This is a genomic window from Jannaschia pagri (assembly GCF_019655435.1).
GTDB classification, from domain to species: domain Bacteria; phylum Pseudomonadota; class Alphaproteobacteria; order Rhodobacterales; family Rhodobacteraceae; genus Jannaschia; species Jannaschia pagri.
This window is the reverse complement of the sequence record NZ_BPFH01000005.1, coordinates 315,963-331,511: the sequence shown is the minus strand read 5'-3', so window position 1 is coordinate 331,511 and position 15,549 is coordinate 315,963. Positions and strand designations below refer to the sequence as shown.

The 15,549-nt window shown below is 64.2% G+C and carries 19 protein-coding genes; 5 read left to right on the top strand and 14 right to left on the bottom strand.

What is annotated here, in order from left to right; all coding sequences use genetic code 11:
* Positions 1-15 precede the first annotated feature (15 nt).
* Together K5R33_RS14685 and der are read left to right on the top strand one after the other, a co-directional pair.
* Positions 16-1,338: an outer membrane protein assembly factor BamB family protein gene (locus tag K5R33_RS14685; RefSeq protein ID WP_220749810.1), complete on the top strand. Its 1,323-nt coding sequence runs from the start codon at positions 16-18 to the stop codon at positions 1,336-1,338.
* A gap of 66 nt (positions 1,339-1,404) precedes the next feature.
* A complete protein-coding gene (der, locus tag K5R33_RS14680; protein ID WP_220749809.1) occupies positions 1,405-2,856 on the top strand; it encodes a ribosome biogenesis GTPase Der in 1,452 nt (483 codons plus the stop codon).
* 314 nt (positions 2,857-3,170) lie between these two features.
* Here the strand turns inward: der and grxD are convergent, their stop codons facing one another.
* From grxD to K5R33_RS14625, 11 genes are all read right to left on the bottom strand, one after another.
* Positions 3,171-3,545 carry a Grx4 family monothiol glutaredoxin gene (gene grxD, locus K5R33_RS14675; RefSeq protein ID WP_220749808.1) on the bottom strand — a complete coding sequence of 125 codons (375 nt, stop codon included), beginning with the start codon at positions 3,543-3,545 and terminating at the stop codon, positions 3,171-3,173.
* Positions 3,546-3,566: 21 nt separating this feature from the next.
* Positions 3,567-3,821, bottom strand: coding sequence for a hypothetical protein (locus tag K5R33_RS14670; RefSeq protein ID WP_220749807.1), 255 nt, complete (start codon positions 3,819-3,821; stop codon positions 3,567-3,569).
* On the bottom strand, positions 3,818-4,060 hold the full coding sequence (locus tag K5R33_RS14665) for a BolA/IbaG family iron-sulfur metabolism protein (RefSeq protein WP_220749806.1): 243 nt from the start codon (positions 4,058-4,060) through the stop codon (positions 3,818-3,820). The genes K5R33_RS14670 and K5R33_RS14665 overlap by 4 nt, the downstream gene beginning before the upstream one ends.
* A gap of 146 nt (positions 4,061-4,206) precedes the next feature.
* Entirely contained in the window at positions 4,207-6,366 is a 2,160-nt protein-coding gene (gene purL / locus K5R33_RS14660; RefSeq protein ID WP_220749805.1) for a phosphoribosylformylglycinamidine synthase subunit PurL, read from the bottom strand.
* A 66-nt stretch (positions 6,367-6,432) separates the two neighbouring features.
* Positions 6,433-6,777: a hypothetical protein gene (locus tag K5R33_RS14655; protein WP_220749804.1), complete on the bottom strand. Its 345-nt coding sequence runs from the start codon at positions 6,775-6,777 to the stop codon at positions 6,433-6,435.
* Between the two features lie 80 nt (positions 6,778-6,857).
* On the bottom strand, positions 6,858-7,514 hold the full coding sequence (locus K5R33_RS14650) for a DUF1638 domain-containing protein (protein WP_220749803.1): 657 nt from the start codon (positions 7,512-7,514) through the stop codon (positions 6,858-6,860).
* The gene (locus K5R33_RS14645) at positions 7,511-7,825 is read right to left on the bottom strand and encodes a YbjQ family protein (protein WP_220749802.1); all 315 of its coding nucleotides are present in this window, start codon (positions 7,823-7,825) and stop codon (positions 7,511-7,513) included. The genes K5R33_RS14650 and K5R33_RS14645 overlap by 4 nt, the downstream gene beginning before the upstream one ends.
* A gap of 12 nt (positions 7,826-7,837) precedes the next feature.
* Entirely contained in the window at positions 7,838-8,050 is a 213-nt protein-coding gene (locus tag K5R33_RS14640; protein ID WP_220749801.1) for a hypothetical protein, read from the bottom strand.
* Between the two features lie 74 nt (positions 8,051-8,124).
* On the bottom strand, positions 8,125-8,664 hold the full coding sequence (locus K5R33_RS14635) for a superoxide dismutase family protein (RefSeq protein WP_220749800.1): 540 nt from the start codon (positions 8,662-8,664) through the stop codon (positions 8,125-8,127).
* 90 nt (positions 8,665-8,754) lie between these two features.
* Positions 8,755-9,366, bottom strand: a complete 612-nt coding sequence (locus K5R33_RS14630; protein WP_220749799.1) for a glutathione S-transferase family protein — start codon at positions 9,364-9,366, stop codon at positions 8,755-8,757.
* A gap of 333 nt (positions 9,367-9,699) precedes the next feature.
* On the bottom strand, positions 9,700-10,407 hold the full coding sequence (locus tag K5R33_RS14625; RefSeq protein WP_220749798.1) for a cobalamin B12-binding domain-containing protein: 708 nt from the start codon (positions 10,405-10,407) through the stop codon (positions 9,700-9,702).
* A gap of 128 nt (positions 10,408-10,535) precedes the next feature.
* On the opposite strand from K5R33_RS14625, the gene K5R33_RS14620 reads away from it, so the two are divergent.
* Positions 10,536-11,585 carry a PA0069 family radical SAM protein gene (locus tag K5R33_RS14620; RefSeq protein ID WP_220749873.1) on the top strand — a complete coding sequence of 350 codons (1,050 nt, stop codon included), beginning with the start codon at positions 10,536-10,538 and terminating at the stop codon, positions 11,583-11,585.
* Between the two features lie 56 nt (positions 11,586-11,641).
* Here the strand turns inward: K5R33_RS14620 and K5R33_RS14615 are convergent, their stop codons facing one another.
* Both K5R33_RS14615 and bmt read right to left on the bottom strand, forming a co-directional pair.
* Positions 11,642-12,511, bottom strand: a complete 870-nt coding sequence (locus K5R33_RS14615) for an endonuclease/exonuclease/phosphatase family protein (RefSeq protein ID WP_220749797.1) — start codon at positions 12,509-12,511, stop codon at positions 11,642-11,644.
* Positions 12,511-13,521 (bottom strand): betaine--homocysteine S-methyltransferase, encoded by a 1,011-nt coding sequence (gene bmt, locus K5R33_RS14610; RefSeq protein WP_220749796.1) that lies wholly within the window; start codon positions 13,519-13,521, stop codon positions 12,511-12,513. The genes K5R33_RS14615 and bmt overlap by 1 nt, the downstream gene beginning before the upstream one ends.
* Before the next feature lie 218 nt (positions 13,522-13,739).
* Between bmt and K5R33_RS14605 the strand changes: the two genes are divergently transcribed.
* Positions 13,740-14,198 (top strand): tellurite resistance TerB family protein, encoded by a 459-nt coding sequence (locus tag K5R33_RS14605; protein WP_220749795.1) that lies wholly within the window; start codon positions 13,740-13,742, stop codon positions 14,196-14,198.
* The gene (locus K5R33_RS14600) at positions 14,195-15,193 is read left to right on the top strand and encodes a DUF4261 domain-containing protein (protein WP_220749794.1); all 999 of its coding nucleotides are present in this window, start codon (positions 14,195-14,197) and stop codon (positions 15,191-15,193) included. The genes K5R33_RS14605 and K5R33_RS14600 overlap by 4 nt, the downstream gene beginning before the upstream one ends.
* Here the strand turns inward: K5R33_RS14600 and K5R33_RS14595 are convergent.
* Positions 15,174-15,494, bottom strand: coding sequence for a DUF1476 domain-containing protein (locus K5R33_RS14595; RefSeq protein WP_220749793.1), 321 nt, complete (start codon positions 15,492-15,494; stop codon positions 15,174-15,176). The two genes, K5R33_RS14600 and K5R33_RS14595, sit on opposite strands and share 20 nt — an antisense overlap.
* Positions 15,495-15,549 lie beyond the last annotated feature (55 nt).

Here is a 15,549-nt window from a genome sequence, read left to right as displayed (position 1 = left end):
AGGGGGCTCGCCTAAATGACGGTTTTGGTACGATTGGTCCTTGGCGGCTCTCTGTTGGCTCTGGCGGCCTGCGCCGAGCGTGAAGAAATACTGCCAGGCGAACGGCTTCCAGTGCGCAGCGGCGACATTGGCAGCGTCATCGCCGAAGCCGCGACGGACGTTTCCGGAGAAGCCGTCCCGCTCAGCCTTGCTGCGCCCCAACGTCTGTCGGCCTGGCCCATGCGGGTCGGCAACGCCGAGAACAACCCGGCCCATGCGAGTTTGTCAGCAAGCCCGCAGCGCATCTGGTCCAGCGACATCGGCGCGGGAGACAGCCGCCGACAGCGTTTGAGCGCAGATCCAGTTTCGGACGGGACGCAACTCTATACCCTCGACAGCGCATCGCGCGTGACGGCAACGGCCCTGAGCGGGGCAACCGTTTGGTCCCGCAGCCTGGTGCCCCCGTCGGAGGACGAGGCCGAAGCCTCTGGTGGCGGGCTGGCGGTCGTGGGCGGGACTCTCTTCGCCACGACGGGGTTCGGAGAGCTGCACGCGATTGATGCGGCCTCTGGGAATGAACGCTGGGTGCAGCGCCTGGATGCGCCAATCACCTCGCCAAAAGTCGCCAACGGCCTGGTCTATGTGGTCAGCCGCGACAATCGGGCCTGGGCTTTGGACGTGGAAACGGGCCGGATCCAATGGGACATCCAGGCTGGGGCGGCCAATGCCGCGACGGCTACTGCGCCCGCGCCCGCCGTGGCTGGACGGTTGGCAATTTTCCCCTTCGCCAACGGCGAACTTGTTGCCACCCTCCAACGGTCTGGCATCCGCGTTTGGGGAAGCTCCGTCTCGGGCCAGCGGCGCGGCTTCGCAGCCAGTTTCGTAGGCGACATCACCGGGGATCCCGTCGTGGACGGTGACTTGGTCTATGCCGGGACCTCGGCAGGCCGCATCGTCGCGTTGGAGCAATCCTCGGGCAACCGGGTTTGGACGGCGGATGATGGGGCGGTCAGCCCCATGACGCTCGCCGGTGGGTCGGTGTTCGCGGTGACAGACCGTGCCCAGTTGGTCCGCCTGGACGCCGAGAGCGGCGCGCCCATTTGGCGCGCAGACTTGCCCTATTATGTGAACCGCCGCCTGGTTCGGCGTCAGGGAATCTATGTCCATTTTGGCCCAGTCCTTGCGGGTGGACGCCTTTGGGTCGCGTCCTCTGACGGTTTGCTGAGGGGCTTTGACCCGACCGATGGGCGGTTGACGGCGCAGGCTGAGATCCCCGGTGGGGCGGCGTCCAGGCCCATCGCGTTCGGCGATGCCCTCTATTTGGTCAGCCGTGAGGGCGTTTTGCACGCGTACCGCTAAGCTGTGGCCTTTCCCTTTCGGATTGGGTCAGCTAAACGCCGCGCTTGATCTTCGGGACACCCTGCCATGTTCACCCTCGCCATCGTCGGACGCCCCAACGTCGGCAAATCCACCCTGTTCAATCGCTTGGTTGGCAAGCGCCTCGCGCTGGTTGACGACCAACCCGGCGTGACCCGCGATTTGCGCGAAGGGGCCGCGCGGCTGGGCGATCTGAAGTTCACGGTCGTGGATACCGCTGGCTTAGAAGAGGCCACCGACGACAGCCTTCAGGGACGCATGCGCCGTTTGACCGAACGGGCGGTGGACATGGCCGATGCGGCCCTCTTCGTGATTGACGCGCGCGATGGTGTGACGCCGACGGACCAGGTCTTTGCCGACATCCTCCGGCGGCGCGGTGGGCAGGTCCTGCTGGCCGCCAATAAGGCTGAGGGGCGTTTGGGCGAGGCCGGTATGTTCGAGGCGTTTAGCCTTGGCTTGGGCGACGTGATCGGGCTGAGTGCGGAGCACGGCGAAGGGATGGCCGACCTGGCCGCCGCCCTGCGTCCCTTGATCGACGCCCATGTGGCGCCGGACGATGAGGCCGAAGCCGATGTTGGGATTGATGAGGACGATCTGGGCGAGGAGGCCGATTGGGCGCCGACAGCCAAGCGTCCGCTCAAGATCGCCGTCGTAGGGCGCCCAAACGCAGGGAAGTCGACGCTGATCAACCGCATCATCGGGGAAGATCGTCTTTTGACCGGACCGGAGGCGGGGATCACGCGTGATTCCATTGCCCTCAGTTTCGACTGGGATGGGGTGCCGACGCGATTGTTCGACACCGCGGGCATGCGCAAACGGGCGAAGGTCACCGAAAAGCTGGAAAAACTGTCGGTCAGCGATGGTCTGCGCGCGGTGAAGTTCGCCGAGGTCGTGGTGGTCCTGCTGGATGCTGACATTCCGTTTGAGCAACAAGACCTGCGCATCGCGGATCTGGCCGCCCGCGAGGGGCGGGCCGTCGTTGTTGGCGTCAACAAGTGGGACTTGGAAGAGAACCGCCAGGAGAAGCTCGCGCAGTTGAAAGAGGCGTTTGAGCGGTTGTTGCCCCAGCTGCGAGGCGCGCCCCTGGTGACGGTCTCTGCCAAGACGGGCAGGGGTATGGACCGGTTGCATGGGGCGATCTTGAAAGCCCACGAGGTCTGGAACCGCCGGGTTCCAACGGCGTCCCTCAACCGCTGGCTGACGGGGATGCTGGAACAGCATCCACCGCCCGCGCCCCAGGGTCGCCGGATCAAGCTGCGTTACATGACCCAGGTCAAAACGCGTCCCCCGGGATTTGTGGTGATGTGCTCGCACCCCGATTTGGTTCCGGATGCGTACAATCGCTATCTGATCAATGGGTTGCGCGAAGACTTTGACATGCCGGGAACCCCGATCCGCTTGCACATGCGCGGGCAGGGGGATGCAAACCCCTACAAGGGACGCAAGCGGGTCCAAGCGTCACGGTTGCGCAAGCACGTCGAAGGGCGCCGCAAGGACTAGTGCGCTATCTCTCTCGTTTTACTTGAGTTTTAGGTAGGTAGGGCTCACGGAACGGCGGGTGTTCTGACATAGTCTTGGCATCCCCGATGGAGCCGTTGACATGCCAAGTACACCGACCGACCAAGATACAGACCGCACCCCCCAGCCGCGGCGGGGGGATCTCGATTGGGTCGTTGTAATTGTCGCCGTGCTCGGGATCTGTGTCGCGATGGCAAGCGTGCTGACGACCTGACCCGATGCTCAGCCTGATCTGAAACACAAAGGCCGGCCCCACTGGACCGGCCTTGCTTTTTTGATAGGTGGCGCGACGCCGGTTAGCCGTTGGCTTCCCGGATCTTGTCGGCGGCTTCCTTGTCGAAACCGATCCCATTGGCCTCCAGCATGGTGTCCAACTCACCCGACAGCGTCATTTCGGTGATGATATCGCACCCGCCGACAAACTCGCCCTTGACGTAAAGCTGGGGGATCGTCGGCCAATCGCTGTAGTCTTTGATACCCTGGCGGATCGCCTCATCGGCCAGCACGTTCACGTCCGAATAGTCGATGGCCATGTAATTCAGGACACCGGCGACGCGGCTGGAAAAGCCGCATTGGGGCATGGATTTGGTGCCCTTCATGAACAGCACCACATCGGTGCCTTTCACCATCTCGTCAATTTGCGCCTGGGCGTCGGTCGTTGCGTCCGTCATGGGATCGCCTCCTGGGGGTTCTTAGTTGCGGTCGCGCCGCGGCACAAAGCTGCGGGCGTATTCCTGGGGATCGCGAGGGATGCGGCTGGTCAATTGATTGCCGCCGCCCACACCCGATGAATAGTCAGATGTCACTTCGGTGTAGCCGGTGCCCGGGTCAATGCCACGGGGGCGCCCGCCATCGTCTTGGGCCGCCTCTTGGCGCAGGATCCAAACGGCGCGGGCCACAAGAATTGCCAGGATCAGACCTGCACAGACGGCGGCGAGGCTGGTCATGCCGGCGCACGTGTCGTGAGGGCCAGGGCGTGAAGTTCCCCATGGCTGCCATCCATCTTGCCCTTGAGCGCGGCATAGACGGCCCGCTGCTGTGCGACGCGGGATTTGCCGCGAAAGCTCTCGTCTTCGACTTCGGCGGCATAGTGGTTTCCGTCGCCTGCGAGATCTGTGATCGTGATCTTGGCCTGGGGAAAGGTTGCCCGGATCAGATCTTCGATCTCCTGCGCCTGCATTGCCATTCGCTGTCTCCTGTCGTCCTTGCGGGGTAAGCTAGGCAGTGCCTTCTCCGAGGGCAAGGCGTGCTTGGGCCGCACCGCCGGTGTTTGACGCCGGACGGGCGCGGTTCCTCGGTCGATGACCGGTCGGTCAGGCCGCAGGACTGGCCTTAGGCAAAGACATCTTGGAACGTGCCGCGATAGACCTCCGACAGATCCGCGAGGGAGGTTGACGCCGCGCCCAACCGTACCGTGTCACCGCCGAACTGCCCGACCATCGTCAGCGAGATGCCAGCCTGGCCCGCGGCCACCATGAGCGCCTCTGCGGCGTCGAAGGTACAGGCCAAGACATAGCGCCCCTGGTCTTCCCCAAACAGCGCCTCCGTCCCGTCCACATCAAGGGTCACGCCCAGGCCGTGGGCCTCACCCAGGGTGAACGCGGTCAGGGCCAAGCCACCGTCCGAGATGTCAGAACAGGCCGTGATCCAGCCTGCGTTGGCTAGGATGAAATCCCCGTTCGCCCGCTCGGCGTCCAGATCCACAGGCGGGGCATCCCCTTCGGCGCGTCCCAGGTGTTCGGCCAACAGGGCCGATTGACCAAGGTGGCTGCCGACGCCGCCCAGCTCCAACGCGATCATGCCTGGCTGGATGACGCCGCAGATGCGGTCGTCCAGTTGGTCGATTAACCCGATGGCGCCAATCGTGGGGGTGGGCAGGATGCCAGCGCCGTCTGTCTCGTTGTAGAGCGAGACGTTGCCGGACACGATTGGCATATCCAGCGCCAGGCAGGCCTGGCCGATCCCGTCCAGGGCTTGAACGAACTGGCCCATGATCTCTGGCTTTTCGGGGTTTCCAAAGTTCAGGTTGTCGGTCGTGGCCAGGGGTTTGGCGCCCTTGGCGATTAGGTTGCGAAAGGCCTCGGCGACGGCTTGCTTGCCACCTTCGACGGGGTTTGCGGCCACATAGCGGGGCGTCACGTCCGAGGTGAAGGCCAGCGCCTTGTCGGTGCCGTGGACCCGGATCAACCCAGCGTCGAGGCCGGGCAACACGACGGTGTCGCCCATGACCTGCGTGTCGTATTGCTCGATGACCCAGTCGCGGGCGCAGTAGTTCACGCTGCCCAGCAGGGCGCGCAACCCTTCGATGGCGTCGACCTCGGGCACGTCTTCCAGCGGCGTGGCAGCGGGCGTGGGGACCCAGGGTCGGTCGTATTCCGGGGCGGAGGACGCAAGGGTCGACAGGGGCAGGTCGGCTTTCACCTCGCCGCCATGCACGATCAAAAACCGGTCCTCAGCGATGGTCTCGCCCACCACGGCGAAATCCAGATCCCACTTCTCGAACACCGCCCGGGCGGCGTCTTCCTTGGCGGGGTCGAGAACCATGAGCATGCGCTCCTGACTCTCCGACAGCATCATCTCATAGGCGGTCATGGCCGTTTCGCGCACGGGCACGCGGTCCAGGTCCAGGCGAATGCCCAGGCCGCCCTTGTCGCCCATTTCCACCGCCGAACAGGTCAGGCCCGCCGCGCCCATGTCTTGGATGGAGACAACGGCGCCGGTCTCCATCAGTTCGAGCGTGGCTTCCATCAGGCGCTTTTCGGTGAACGGGTCGCCCACTTGGACCGTGGGGCGTTTTTCTTCGATGGTGTCGTCGAACTCAGCCGAGGCCATTGTCGCGCCGCCCACACCGTCGCGCCCGGTCTTGGCACCCAAGTACACGACAGGACGGCCGACGCCCGAGGCGGCTGAGTAGAAGATCTTGTCCGCGTCCGCGATCCCGGCGGCGAAGGCATTCACCAGGCAGTTGCCGTTATAGCTGCGGTCGAACCGGACCTCGCCCCCGACCGTCGGCACGCCAAAGCAATTGCCATAGCCGCCAACACCCTCGACCACGCCATGGACCAATTGCTTGGTTTTGGGATGCTCCGGCTCGCCGAAGGACAGGGCGTTCATCGCGGCTACGGGCCGGGCACCCATGGTGAACACGTCCCGCAGGATGCCGCCCACGCCGGTCGCCGCGCCTTGGTAGGGCTCAATGTAGCTGGGGTGGTTGTGGCTCTCCATCTTGAAAACGCAGGCGAGGCCATCGCCGATGTCCACGACGCCCGCGTTTTCACCTGGTCCACAGATCACCTGGGGCCCTTCGGTTGGCAAACCGCGCAGCCACTTCTTGGACGACTTGTAGGAGCAATGCTCGTTCCACATGGCCGAAAAGATGCCGAGTTCGGTAAAGCTCGGCTCCCGCCCCATGATCTCCAAGATGCGGGCGTATTCATCCTCGGACAGGCCATGGGCCGCGATCAGGTCAGGGGTGATGGCGGGGTCGGACATATGGGGCCTCGGACGTCGGTTTCCGGGCCTCTCTTAAGTCAGGTCCTGCCGGGGGTCTAGCGCCGCCTACGGTTCGGCAAAGGGCAACTTCATGGTCGACGCCAGGCTGGCCGCATCTTCGGGCACCCGAAGTGAGCCATCCGACGCCCGGAGCAGCCCCGCCACCAGCAGGGCAGAGGTCGCAACGCGCAGGTCGCGGTCCAATTGAACGATGCAGAGGAAAGACCCATCGGCCTGTTCCCGGATGCCGACAAGCTGGCCCAGTTTCACGGCGTCCGCAGTGAGGACCATGTCTCCGACCGCGTCCGGTGCGTCCGCCAAAGTGAGGGGGGCCGCGCCATCCAGGGCCTGCGCCGTCGGCACATGGGCGAGGGCGATCATAACGGCAACGATGCCAATTCCGATCCGCATAACACGCCTCCAGCTTGCAAGAAGGATGGCGAAGTCGCCCGAAATGTCAAATCAACTTGACAGGTTGGTGCATGGCTTCGTTACGCTTTCATCAGACTTGGCGTCAGGTCGCCGTAGCCCGTAAACCGTCGTTCAAAGGTCAGCCCCAGGGCTTGGGCGGCCTGTTCTGCCTTTGATGTCAAAGCACTATCGTCGGTTTGCGCCAGATAGACGAGCCGACGGTAGTTCCCGAAATATGTGTCTCGCAACTCTGGGTATCGGTCCAAACCCAGCGGACGGGTTACGAAGGCATCGAACTGTCTGGCGAGAAAATCTGTCAAGTAGAAGGCGTCTATCTCGTCCCGGGCCGCAAAGCGTTCCAGCCCGTCAAAGAACGCATAGCAATGGGCGCCCGCGATCATCTCCGCCCCGTGGGTGGCGCAAAAGTCTGCGATGGCACCGCCGCTGCCGCAATCGGCGTAGGCCACAAAGAGACGGTCATAGCCACTGGCCCTGTCCGCGACGGCAGCCTGCAAGGCTGGCACGATGCGGTCGGGGTGGTTGTGCAGAATCGCGGGCAGGCAGTGCAAGTCAATGTGGTCTAGGCCGTTCAAGGCTTGGATAGCCATGATTTCCCGCGCGAGGGCGCCGCACGCCAGGACCAGCACACGCCCGCGACCGCGGGGCGCCATCCCCTCGACCGTCAGGTGATCATCAAAGGTTTGCGGTGTCAGCGAGGGCCTGCGACCGCGCCTCATTCCAGACGCACGGCCGTGCCATAGGCCACCACCTCAGAGGCGGCTTGTGTGATTGTCGAAGTCTCTAGCCGCATGGCGACAATGGCGTTGGCGCCCAACAGGTGAGCCTCTGCCACCATCCGGTCGATTGCCTGCTCCCGCGCGCCGGTCAGGAGGGAGGCGTATTCCTTCACTTCGCCGCCCACGATATTGCGCAGGCCCGCAACGATGTCTGAGCCGATGTGCTTCGACCGCACCGTTGATCCTTTGACCAGGCCCAGCGTCTGAGTGATGTGTCGACCGGGCACGGTCTCGGTGGTGGTTATGAGCATGTCCGCCACGGGTCACTCCATCCGGTCGTAGTGGTCGTCTTCTTGGCTGCGGACACGATCCGCAATCACGCGCCAACCGATCCACGCCGCCAGGGCGGCGGGCGCCAGTGCGATCCAGGCAAAGGGCACGGCGAAACTGGCCGACACCAAAGCGGCCAACCAAATCGTGGCCCCAGCCGCCGCTATCACGGCAACGATAATCAGGACAAAACGATCTAAGGGCATGGTCGGGCTCCGGTTTGCTCCTTCATTATATGGGCAGCGAAGGCCCCCGTGCCAATCGTTCCCGCCGCGGGTGATTAGTTTTCTTCGGCGGCTGGGATCGCATCCAACACCGCGCAGGCCAGGCGCGCACCCGCGTCATCTGGGGACGTTAATCCGAAGTCACGTCGGTCCGCATGGATGATTAGCGCCGCGCCGTCATCGTCGGTCAACATCGCCATGGTCAGGTCGGGCAGGGCAAAGGCCTCCATGGACAGGACGCCGTCGTCTTCCACATAGGCGTTCGGCAAATCACCAGCGTGTAGATTTTCTGCGCCCAGGTCGTCGGCGCCGCTGCCTGTGATGGGGCCCTCCGCTGAGGAGAAATCGCCTTCACAGGTCCCGACCTCATGGAGCCGCATCCCATGGGGGCCGGGCGGGATGTCGGTCGCTTGGATGATCAGGTGGACGACCCCGTTGGCCAGTTCCGTTACCGAGACGGAACCCAGTTGGTCGCCGGTCGCGGCGACGATGTCCCCGGCGAGGCTCGTCGGACTGGGTGTCGTGCCCGTTTCTTGGGCCAGCAGGGCGGAGGGGGCAGTCATTGCGAGGGCGAGGGCGAGGGCGAAACGGCGCATTGTGATCTCCACTGGAAAACGGGTGTCACAGACCATCGCGCGGGCTGGTCGTTTTGTTCCGTCCCCGTGATTCCGAAGCGCCGGTCGCCGTCACATATGGTGGGGCAGAACCCGGGCAACCGCTGGTCGGGCAGCAACGCGCGCCGAATGGGCGCTCAACCGTGGATAACCTGCCAGCGGCACACCATCCCCGTCGAGCCATCGCACAACGGTCCAGACATACAAATCCGCCACGGAAAACCGGTCCCCAAGAATCCAATCGCCCTCCAGATTACTTTCGAGCAGACCTGCGCAGGTGGCCATGTTCTCGGCGACCTTCGCGCGCATGCTCTCGTGGGCAGCCGGGTCGTCTGACCACCGATGACCGCGCAGCTTATGGGCATGGGCCACGTGCATCGTTGAGGCGAGAAAGGTCATCACTTCCCGCGCCCGCGCGGCGCGCCAGGGATCATCCGGCATCAGGGCCGCCTGGGGATGGCCCGCCGCGATCCATTCCAGGATTGCGATGGTTTCGGTCAGCGTGCCATGGTCCGTCACCAAGGCGGGTACTCGACCCTTTGGATTGATGGCCAGATAGCTCTGCGACGTTTGCTCGCCCGTCGCGAAGTCGATCCAGTGGAGCGCATAGTCCGCACCCGCCTCTTCAAGCGCCGCATGGCTGGCCAGTGCAATGGTCCCAGGGGCGAGATGGAGCGTCAGCATGGTAGGTTTGTCCTTTGTACTGCGCATGTGGAGCCGTCTGCGCACACGTTAAGCAGTAGAAGGGCACGTGGGCAGTCCGTAAACGACATTGGTCTTCGGCGACCCGACAGCCAGTCGCCCGGCGCGTGATCCCGTATCGAACGCGGCGCGGGCCTAATCAGTTACGCGTGACGGTACGAGCCCCGCTCTGACGGTAGGCCGCAACAAGAGTGCGTTCGGTACTCTTGCCGAACGTCGCGCGCCGCTGACCGTCCGGCAGACCAGAGGAATTGCCCGCGAAGCAGCCAGACTACGTCAAACCAAACGGCGATACCCAGGGATGCCCGAAGGCCCTCAACCAGCGGCCATTTGGTTGTGCTTGCGGGCCATGAAAGCCTTGGCGGTCTCCACTGCAACGGCGGCATCACGGCAATAGGCGTCTGCCCCGATTGCTTTGCCAAACTCCTCGTTCAAAGGCGCACCTCCGACTAGGACGGTATAGTCGTCGCGGATGCCTTTCTCGACCAAGGCGTCAATTACCACCTTCATGTAGGGCATCGTTGTCGTGAGCAGCGCGGACATGCCCAGGATATCCGCGTCCTCGGCGGCCAGCGCGTCCAAGTAGCTGTCTGCGGCGTTGTTGATGCCCAGGTCCACGACCTCAAAGCCTGCCCCCTCCATCATCATGGAGACGAGGTTCTTCCCGATGTCATGGATGTCGCCCTTGACCGTGCCGATGACCATCTTGCCCACGCGCGGGGCGCCCGTCTCGGCCAGAAGGGGTTTCAGGATCGCCATACCGCCCTTCATCGCATTCGCGGCCAGCAAAACCTCGGGCACGAACAAAATGCCGTCGCGGAAGTCGTTTCCAACGATGGTCATGCCACCCACAAGGGCCTCGGTCAGGATGCGGTAGGGCTCCCATCCCCGCTCCAGCAGGATGTTGACGCCCTCTTCGATCTCTTCCTTGAGACCGTCGTAGAGGTCGTCGAACATCTGTTGGACGAGTTCGTCATCGGGCAGTTCCGAGAGGATGATGTCGTCTTCGGCGTCGTCGGACATGGCACTCACCTGTGTTCTTTCGAAAAGTGTGGGACCGGTGCGGCAATCCGGCAGCGCGGAAAGCGACATCGGGTCGGCGCGGGGCGACCATCTTGCGACAATTGCCCGAATGTTCTATCTATGTTCTCATGTTTGAGGCCGTATCTCCGACCCCTGTTGCGACCCGCGGGGCCCTGTCCAATCGGGCCAGCCGCTTTGATCCCTATGTGCGGGAGGTGGCGCTTGCGGAGCGTCCGCGGACCGAGGTGCGCGACGAAGGCGTGGAGCGTATCATTAGCCGCAATGCCTCGCCTGACCTGGGGTTCGATCGGTCGGTGAACCCCTATCGTGGGTGCGAACATGGCTGCATTTACTGCTACGCTCGGCCCAGCCATGCCTACCTTGGGATGTCGCCGGGGCTGGATTTCGAAACCAAGCTGATCGCCCGGCCCTCGGCACCCCAGGCGCTGGCGGCGGAATTGCGGGCGCCGTCCTATCGGCCTGGGACGCTGGCCATTGGGACAAACACCGATCCCTACCAACCGGTGGAACGGGACCGTCGCATCATGCGGCAGCTGTTGGATGTGCTGCGCGATCACCGCCATCCCGTTGCGATCACGACCAAGGGGACGTTGGTGGAACGGGACATTGATATCCTGTCCGACATGGGGCCCGATCTGTGCCGGGTTGGCTTGTCGGTCACGACGCTGGACGATGGGTTGGCCCGCAAGTTGGAGCCACGGGTGCCCGTGCCCTCGCGCCGCCTGGCCGCGATCGAGCGTTTGGCCCGGGCGGGGATCGTCGTGCGTGTCATGGTTTCGCCCACCATCCCCGGTCTGACGGACCATGAGGTCGAGCGGATCTTGGCGGCGGCGCGGGATGCAGGTGCGCAGGCAGCCAGCATGATCCCGCTGCGCTTGCCGCTGGAGGTCGCACCGCTGTTCGAGGAGTGGTTGCGCGCCCATGTGCCGGACCGCGCCCGTAAGGTGTTGAACCGGGTGCGGGAGTTCCACGGAGGCAAGCTTTATGATGCGGGCTTCGGCCATCGGATGCGGGGCAGGGGCGTCCATGCGGATCTGTTGCAGCGTAGGTTCCGTCGGGCTGTCGACGACCTTGGGTTGGCTTGGAAATTGCCGCCCCTGCGCACCGATCTGTTCCGTGTGCCGCCCAGGGCGGGCGATCAACTGACGCTGTTCTAGGCCGTTGCGGTGACGGTGTGGCGCGGGGGTCCCTTGGCCTGCAATGCTGAGCCTGATCATGACTTTGGCCCAAACCGTGCGGTGATCGTGTTGTGGTCGGACAGGTGCTTTGGTCCCTTGCGGGTCTCCGCGCGCCAGTCTGACGGGGCGATCACGTGGTCGATGGGCAAGCGGATCAGGCCTGCGCCCGTGACATAGCTGGCGCGCAAACCGCCGGTCACCTGTCCCCCTGCGGCCCGGGCCAAGGTCTGCACCGATGCGGACCAGGGCATTTGGTTGAAATCGCCGCCGATCACGACGGGCTTTGGTAGGGATTCGATTGCCTGTGCCAATTCGGCGGCCTGCCGGTGCTGAAGGTCATCGCGCACCGGCCAGGGCCAAGGCAGATGCAATGACAGGACAGTGACCTCTCCCAACGGGCTCTGGACGCGGATCCAGGCTTGGCCGGTCTGAAAACATCCGCGCGCCACCACGGGCAGGCGGGTCGCAACCGCCGTCCCAATGCCCGGCGCATCGGGGCAATCGTGGCCGACCCATGGCGCGGGCAGTTTGCGCAGTGGGGTCCAAATTGACTGGATCTCTTGCAAGGTCGCGATGTCGTGCCCGTCCAGGACCTGTGCCAGCAGTCGGCCATCGTTGCTGTAGAGTAGATTGTGCTGCAGCAAGCGCAGTTCCGCAGTCTGCGGGGACACGCCGGGCAGGGCGAAGACCAGAACGCGTGCAAGGGCAAGGGTCGCGCTGACAGCAGCAGCGCCACGCAGGACAGGACCGAGGCTGCGGTACATGAGTGCCGTCGCGGCCAGAGCCAGGGCGCTGTAGGGCCAGAGAATGCCCAGGCTGTCGAAGGCCGGGATCCAGCGGCCCGCAAAGGGGCAGAGCACGACCGCGATGCCACAAAGCACCCCCAAGCGGGGCAGCGGCAGCATCAGGCGCGGGCGCGGCGCCGGCTGCGGGGTCGGTCGCGGCTTGGCCCCCGTCCGTCGGTGCCGTCGCTTTCGGAGGAAAAGCCGCCGAGTTTCTCTGCAACCAGGGCAAGGTCCGGTTTGGGGCCCCTTGGCGTCGTCTCAAGCGCTTCGCGCATCTTGGCAAGGTGCTCTGGCGTGGTGCCACAGCATCCGCCGATGATCGTGGCGCCCGCATCCCGTGCCAAGACGGCATAGTCCGCCATCAAATCGGGTGTCCCATCGTAATGGATATGGCCATCGTGATACTTTGGAATGCCCGCGTTGCCCTTGGCAATCACGGGTGTGTCGCCCGAAAATCCCATGACGGTGCGCACAAGGTCCGACGAGCCGACGCCACAGTTGGCGCCATAGGCGAGCGGCGGGGTCGGCAACTTGGCCACCAGGCGAGACATCGCCTCGGAGGTGGTGCCCATCATGGTGCGCCCGGCGGTGTCAAAGCTCATGGTCACGCACCATGGCATGCGGGCCAAGGCGGCGGCTTCGGCGGCGGCCTTGAGTTCTTCGGGTGCGGAGATCGTCTCAACCCAGAGGACATCCGCGCCACCGGCCTTTAGGCCTTCGGCTTGTTGATGGAAAATCTCGACCGCGCCTTCGTGGGTCAACGGCCCCATGGGCGCCATGATCTCACCGGTGGGTCCCATGGACCCGGCCACCACGATCTTCCGACCCGAGGCGTCTGCGATCTCGCGCCCAATCTCAGCGCCCATGCGCGACAGCTCTCCGGCACGGTGGCCCGCGTCATGCAGCTTTAGTCGCGCGGCGTTGCCCCCGAACGTATTGGTCAAGAACAGGTCGGATCCCGCATCCACCGACCCCTGGTAGAGCGCGCGGACCTTATCTGGTTCACTCTCGTTCCAAAGTTCGGGCGCGTCGCCGGACATCAACCCCATGTTGAACAAGATCGTGCCCGTCGCACCATCGGCCAGCAGCCAATCGCGGTCGCGGAGGAGTGAGGTCAAGGCGTCTGGCATTTGGGACTCCGGCGTCGTTGTCCGGGCCGTTTGGCGCTTGCGCGGCTTGGACGCAAATTCATTCTGCTCAAGTGGGACGTGAGGCGGAGGGCAACTCGCCGCCCACCGCGCCCGTGGTTAGTCCGCCATTTACTCTGTCAACAAATGGCCCATGGCTGGCCCGAATGCGGCCCCGGGCGCCGGTTAGGTCCAGCAGGACCCATGATCCGAGACCTATCATGCCCTATTTTGCAGATCTTCGCGCAACGGCGCGCCATGGCGACCGCTACAGACGTGCGAAGGCGATTTTAATTCCTGCCGTCATCGCATCTGCCGTTCATGGCCGGACCGACCTCGACGCGGTGGAAACGGTGGCTCGCGCGGCGTCCGACATTCCGGGTTTGACCGGCTTCGATTTCGCAACGTTGCGCGGCGCGGTGGGGGCCCTGACGGAGGAGTTGGACGCCGACGGCGGCGACACCCTGTTGGAAATGGCAGAGGCGCGCCTGACGGGGCATGCTGGCGTGTCGGCCGTTTTGCTCGCCACCGAGGTGGCCTTGGCCCGGGGCACGCCGCAGGAGGAAACGGACCGCGTTCTCGACCCTCTGACCCGTCGGTTGGGCATTGATGGCCGCCGATTGCACGCCATCCGATTAATGGCGGCCCAACGCCTTCAGCGGAAGGAGACGCTCCATTGACTCAGTCCCGACGCCCCGATGCCCCCAGTGCGGCTCGCCAGCCCCTGAAAGCCATCGTCCTGCTAGAGGATCGCCTCCATTTCCGTGTTCACGACATCCAGACGGCCTTGGCCGAGGATTTTCCCCTTGCCGATTGGTCCGGCGCAGATGTCATCCCAGACCTGCCGTTTGATACGGGAGGCGTGGCTGCCGTCCCAATTGCGTGCGGCAAAGGGATCGGGCCGGGGGTCATCCTGGGCGGCGGGCCGCCGTCCCTGGAGTGGTCGCGCCTGTTCCGTCGGGCGGGCCTGGCGGCGACGGACGATGCGGCAGAGCGCATGGCCACCAGCACGGCGCACCTAGAAATAACGGTTGGCACCTTGGATGCGGCTCTGACGAAGCGTCTGCGTGCCGCCGACGTGGTGACGGCCATCGCGTCCGTGTTCGCCGATCTTCCGATAACCACCGGCATTTCTTTAACGTGGTGTGACCGCATGTTCACGCCCGAGGCCTTTCGCCGCCCGGTAGCGGCGGTCCAGGCCCAGCAGATCCCGGTGCTCGATTGGGTACGTCCAGCGGCCTACCGCGATGCAGACGCGGCGGATTACACAACGGCGGTGACGGTGGGGCTGTCGGCGTTCACCGGTTTCGAAATTGAGACGCGCCAAACGCCCTTGCGCGCGGCCGAGGCGATGGCCCTCCTGATGCATACGGCTGACGCGGCGCTCCGTGGCGAGGAGCTGTTCTCTGACGGTGATGTCCTGGACGGCGTGCCATCGGGATCGGAGCGCCACCGCGTCCGTTTGGTTCCGCGAGGCCGTTTGGGAAACGCGGAGACGCGCTGGACGTTGCTTCACCCAGACAGCCCGTTCAATGCCGTCAAAGCGCTGGGCAGGGTTCCCGCATCGGAGCGTGACGCGGAGAGCAAACCTTTCGGATTGGTATCGCGCCTTGGTCTGCCGACCGGGTTTGATGCCGGTCGGCTGATGCGTCGGGTCACTCGGTCTCGGTCATGACCTGCTGTTTTGCCACATCTTTCAGCGCAGCCATCTTGGCGCGGATGTCCGCCTCCGTCGCGTGGGAGCCCAGATCGCCGGAAACTTTGCGGAACACATCTTCGTCGCCCGCTTCTTCGAAATCGGATTTGACGACCTCCGTCGCATAGGCCCTGAGGTCGTCGCCCGACTTGCCCAACAGATCACCCGCCCATTCGCCGAGCAGGCGGTTGCGGCGCGCTTCAACCTTGAATTGCAGTTCCGCATCGTGGGCGAACTTATTCTCAAAGCTCTTTTTGCGATCATCAAAGCTGTTTGACATGGCGGTCTCCGGCCGGTTTGGAACAGACACCAAAAGATATGCGTCCCTCTCCACC

What these genes read in the sequence shown, in the direction of transcription:
- K5R33_RS14620 (WP_220749873.1), top strand. Translation starts at nt 10,536, where the DNA reads ATGTTTGAGGCCGTATCTCCGACCCCTGTTGCGACCCGCGGGGCCCTG.
- K5R33_RS14655 (WP_220749804.1), bottom strand. Translation starts at nt 6,777, where the DNA reads ATGCGGATCGGAATTGGCATCGTTGCCGTTATGATCGCCCTCGCCCAT.
- der (WP_220749809.1), top strand. Translation starts at nt 1,405, where the DNA reads ATGTTCACCCTCGCCATCGTCGGACGCCCCAACGTCGGCAAATCCACC.
- K5R33_RS14605 (WP_220749795.1), top strand. Translation starts at nt 13,740, where the DNA reads ATGCCCTATTTTGCAGATCTTCGCGCAACGGCGCGCCATGGCGACCGC.
- K5R33_RS14615 (WP_220749797.1), bottom strand. Translation starts at nt 12,511, where the DNA reads ATGCTGCCGCTGCCCCGCTTGGGGGTGCTTTGTGGCATCGCGGTCGTG.
- K5R33_RS14645 (WP_220749802.1), bottom strand. Translation starts at nt 7,825, where the DNA reads ATGCTCATAACCACCACCGAGACCGTGCCCGGTCGACACATCACTCAG.
- K5R33_RS14670 (WP_220749807.1), bottom strand. Translation starts at nt 3,821, where the DNA reads ATGACCAGCCTCGCCGCCGTCTGTGCAGGTCTGATCCTGGCAATTCTT.
- K5R33_RS14685 (WP_220749810.1), top strand. Translation starts at nt 16, where the DNA reads ATGACGGTTTTGGTACGATTGGTCCTTGGCGGCTCTCTGTTGGCTCTG.
- K5R33_RS14650 (WP_220749803.1), bottom strand. Translation starts at nt 7,514, where the DNA reads ATGAGGCGCGGTCGCAGGCCCTCGCTGACACCGCAAACCTTTGATGAT.
- grxD (WP_220749808.1), bottom strand. Translation starts at nt 3,545, where the DNA reads ATGACGGACGCAACGACCGACGCCCAGGCGCAAATTGACGAGATGGTG.
- K5R33_RS14625 (WP_220749798.1), bottom strand. Translation starts at nt 10,407, where the DNA reads ATGTCCGACGACGCCGAAGACGACATCATCCTCTCGGAACTGCCCGAT.
- K5R33_RS14665 (WP_220749806.1), bottom strand. Translation starts at nt 4,060, where the DNA reads ATGGCAATGCAGGCGCAGGAGATCGAAGATCTGATCCGGGCAACCTTT.
- K5R33_RS14635 (WP_220749800.1), bottom strand. Translation starts at nt 8,664, where the DNA reads ATGCGCCGTTTCGCCCTCGCCCTCGCCCTCGCAATGACTGCCCCCTCC.
- K5R33_RS14640 (WP_220749801.1), bottom strand. Translation starts at nt 8,050, where the DNA reads ATGCCCTTAGATCGTTTTGTCCTGATTATCGTTGCCGTGATAGCGGCG.
- bmt (WP_220749796.1), bottom strand. Translation starts at nt 13,521, where the DNA reads ATGCCAGACGCCTTGACCTCACTCCTCCGCGACCGCGATTGGCTGCTG.
- K5R33_RS14630 (WP_220749799.1), bottom strand. Translation starts at nt 9,366, where the DNA reads ATGCTGACGCTCCATCTCGCCCCTGGGACCATTGCACTGGCCAGCCAT.
- purL (WP_220749805.1), bottom strand. Translation starts at nt 6,366, where the DNA reads ATGTCCGACCCCGCCATCACCCCTGACCTGATCGCGGCCCATGGCCTG.
- K5R33_RS14595 (WP_220749793.1), bottom strand. Translation starts at nt 15,494, where the DNA reads ATGTCAAACAGCTTTGATGATCGCAAAAAGAGCTTTGAGAATAAGTTC.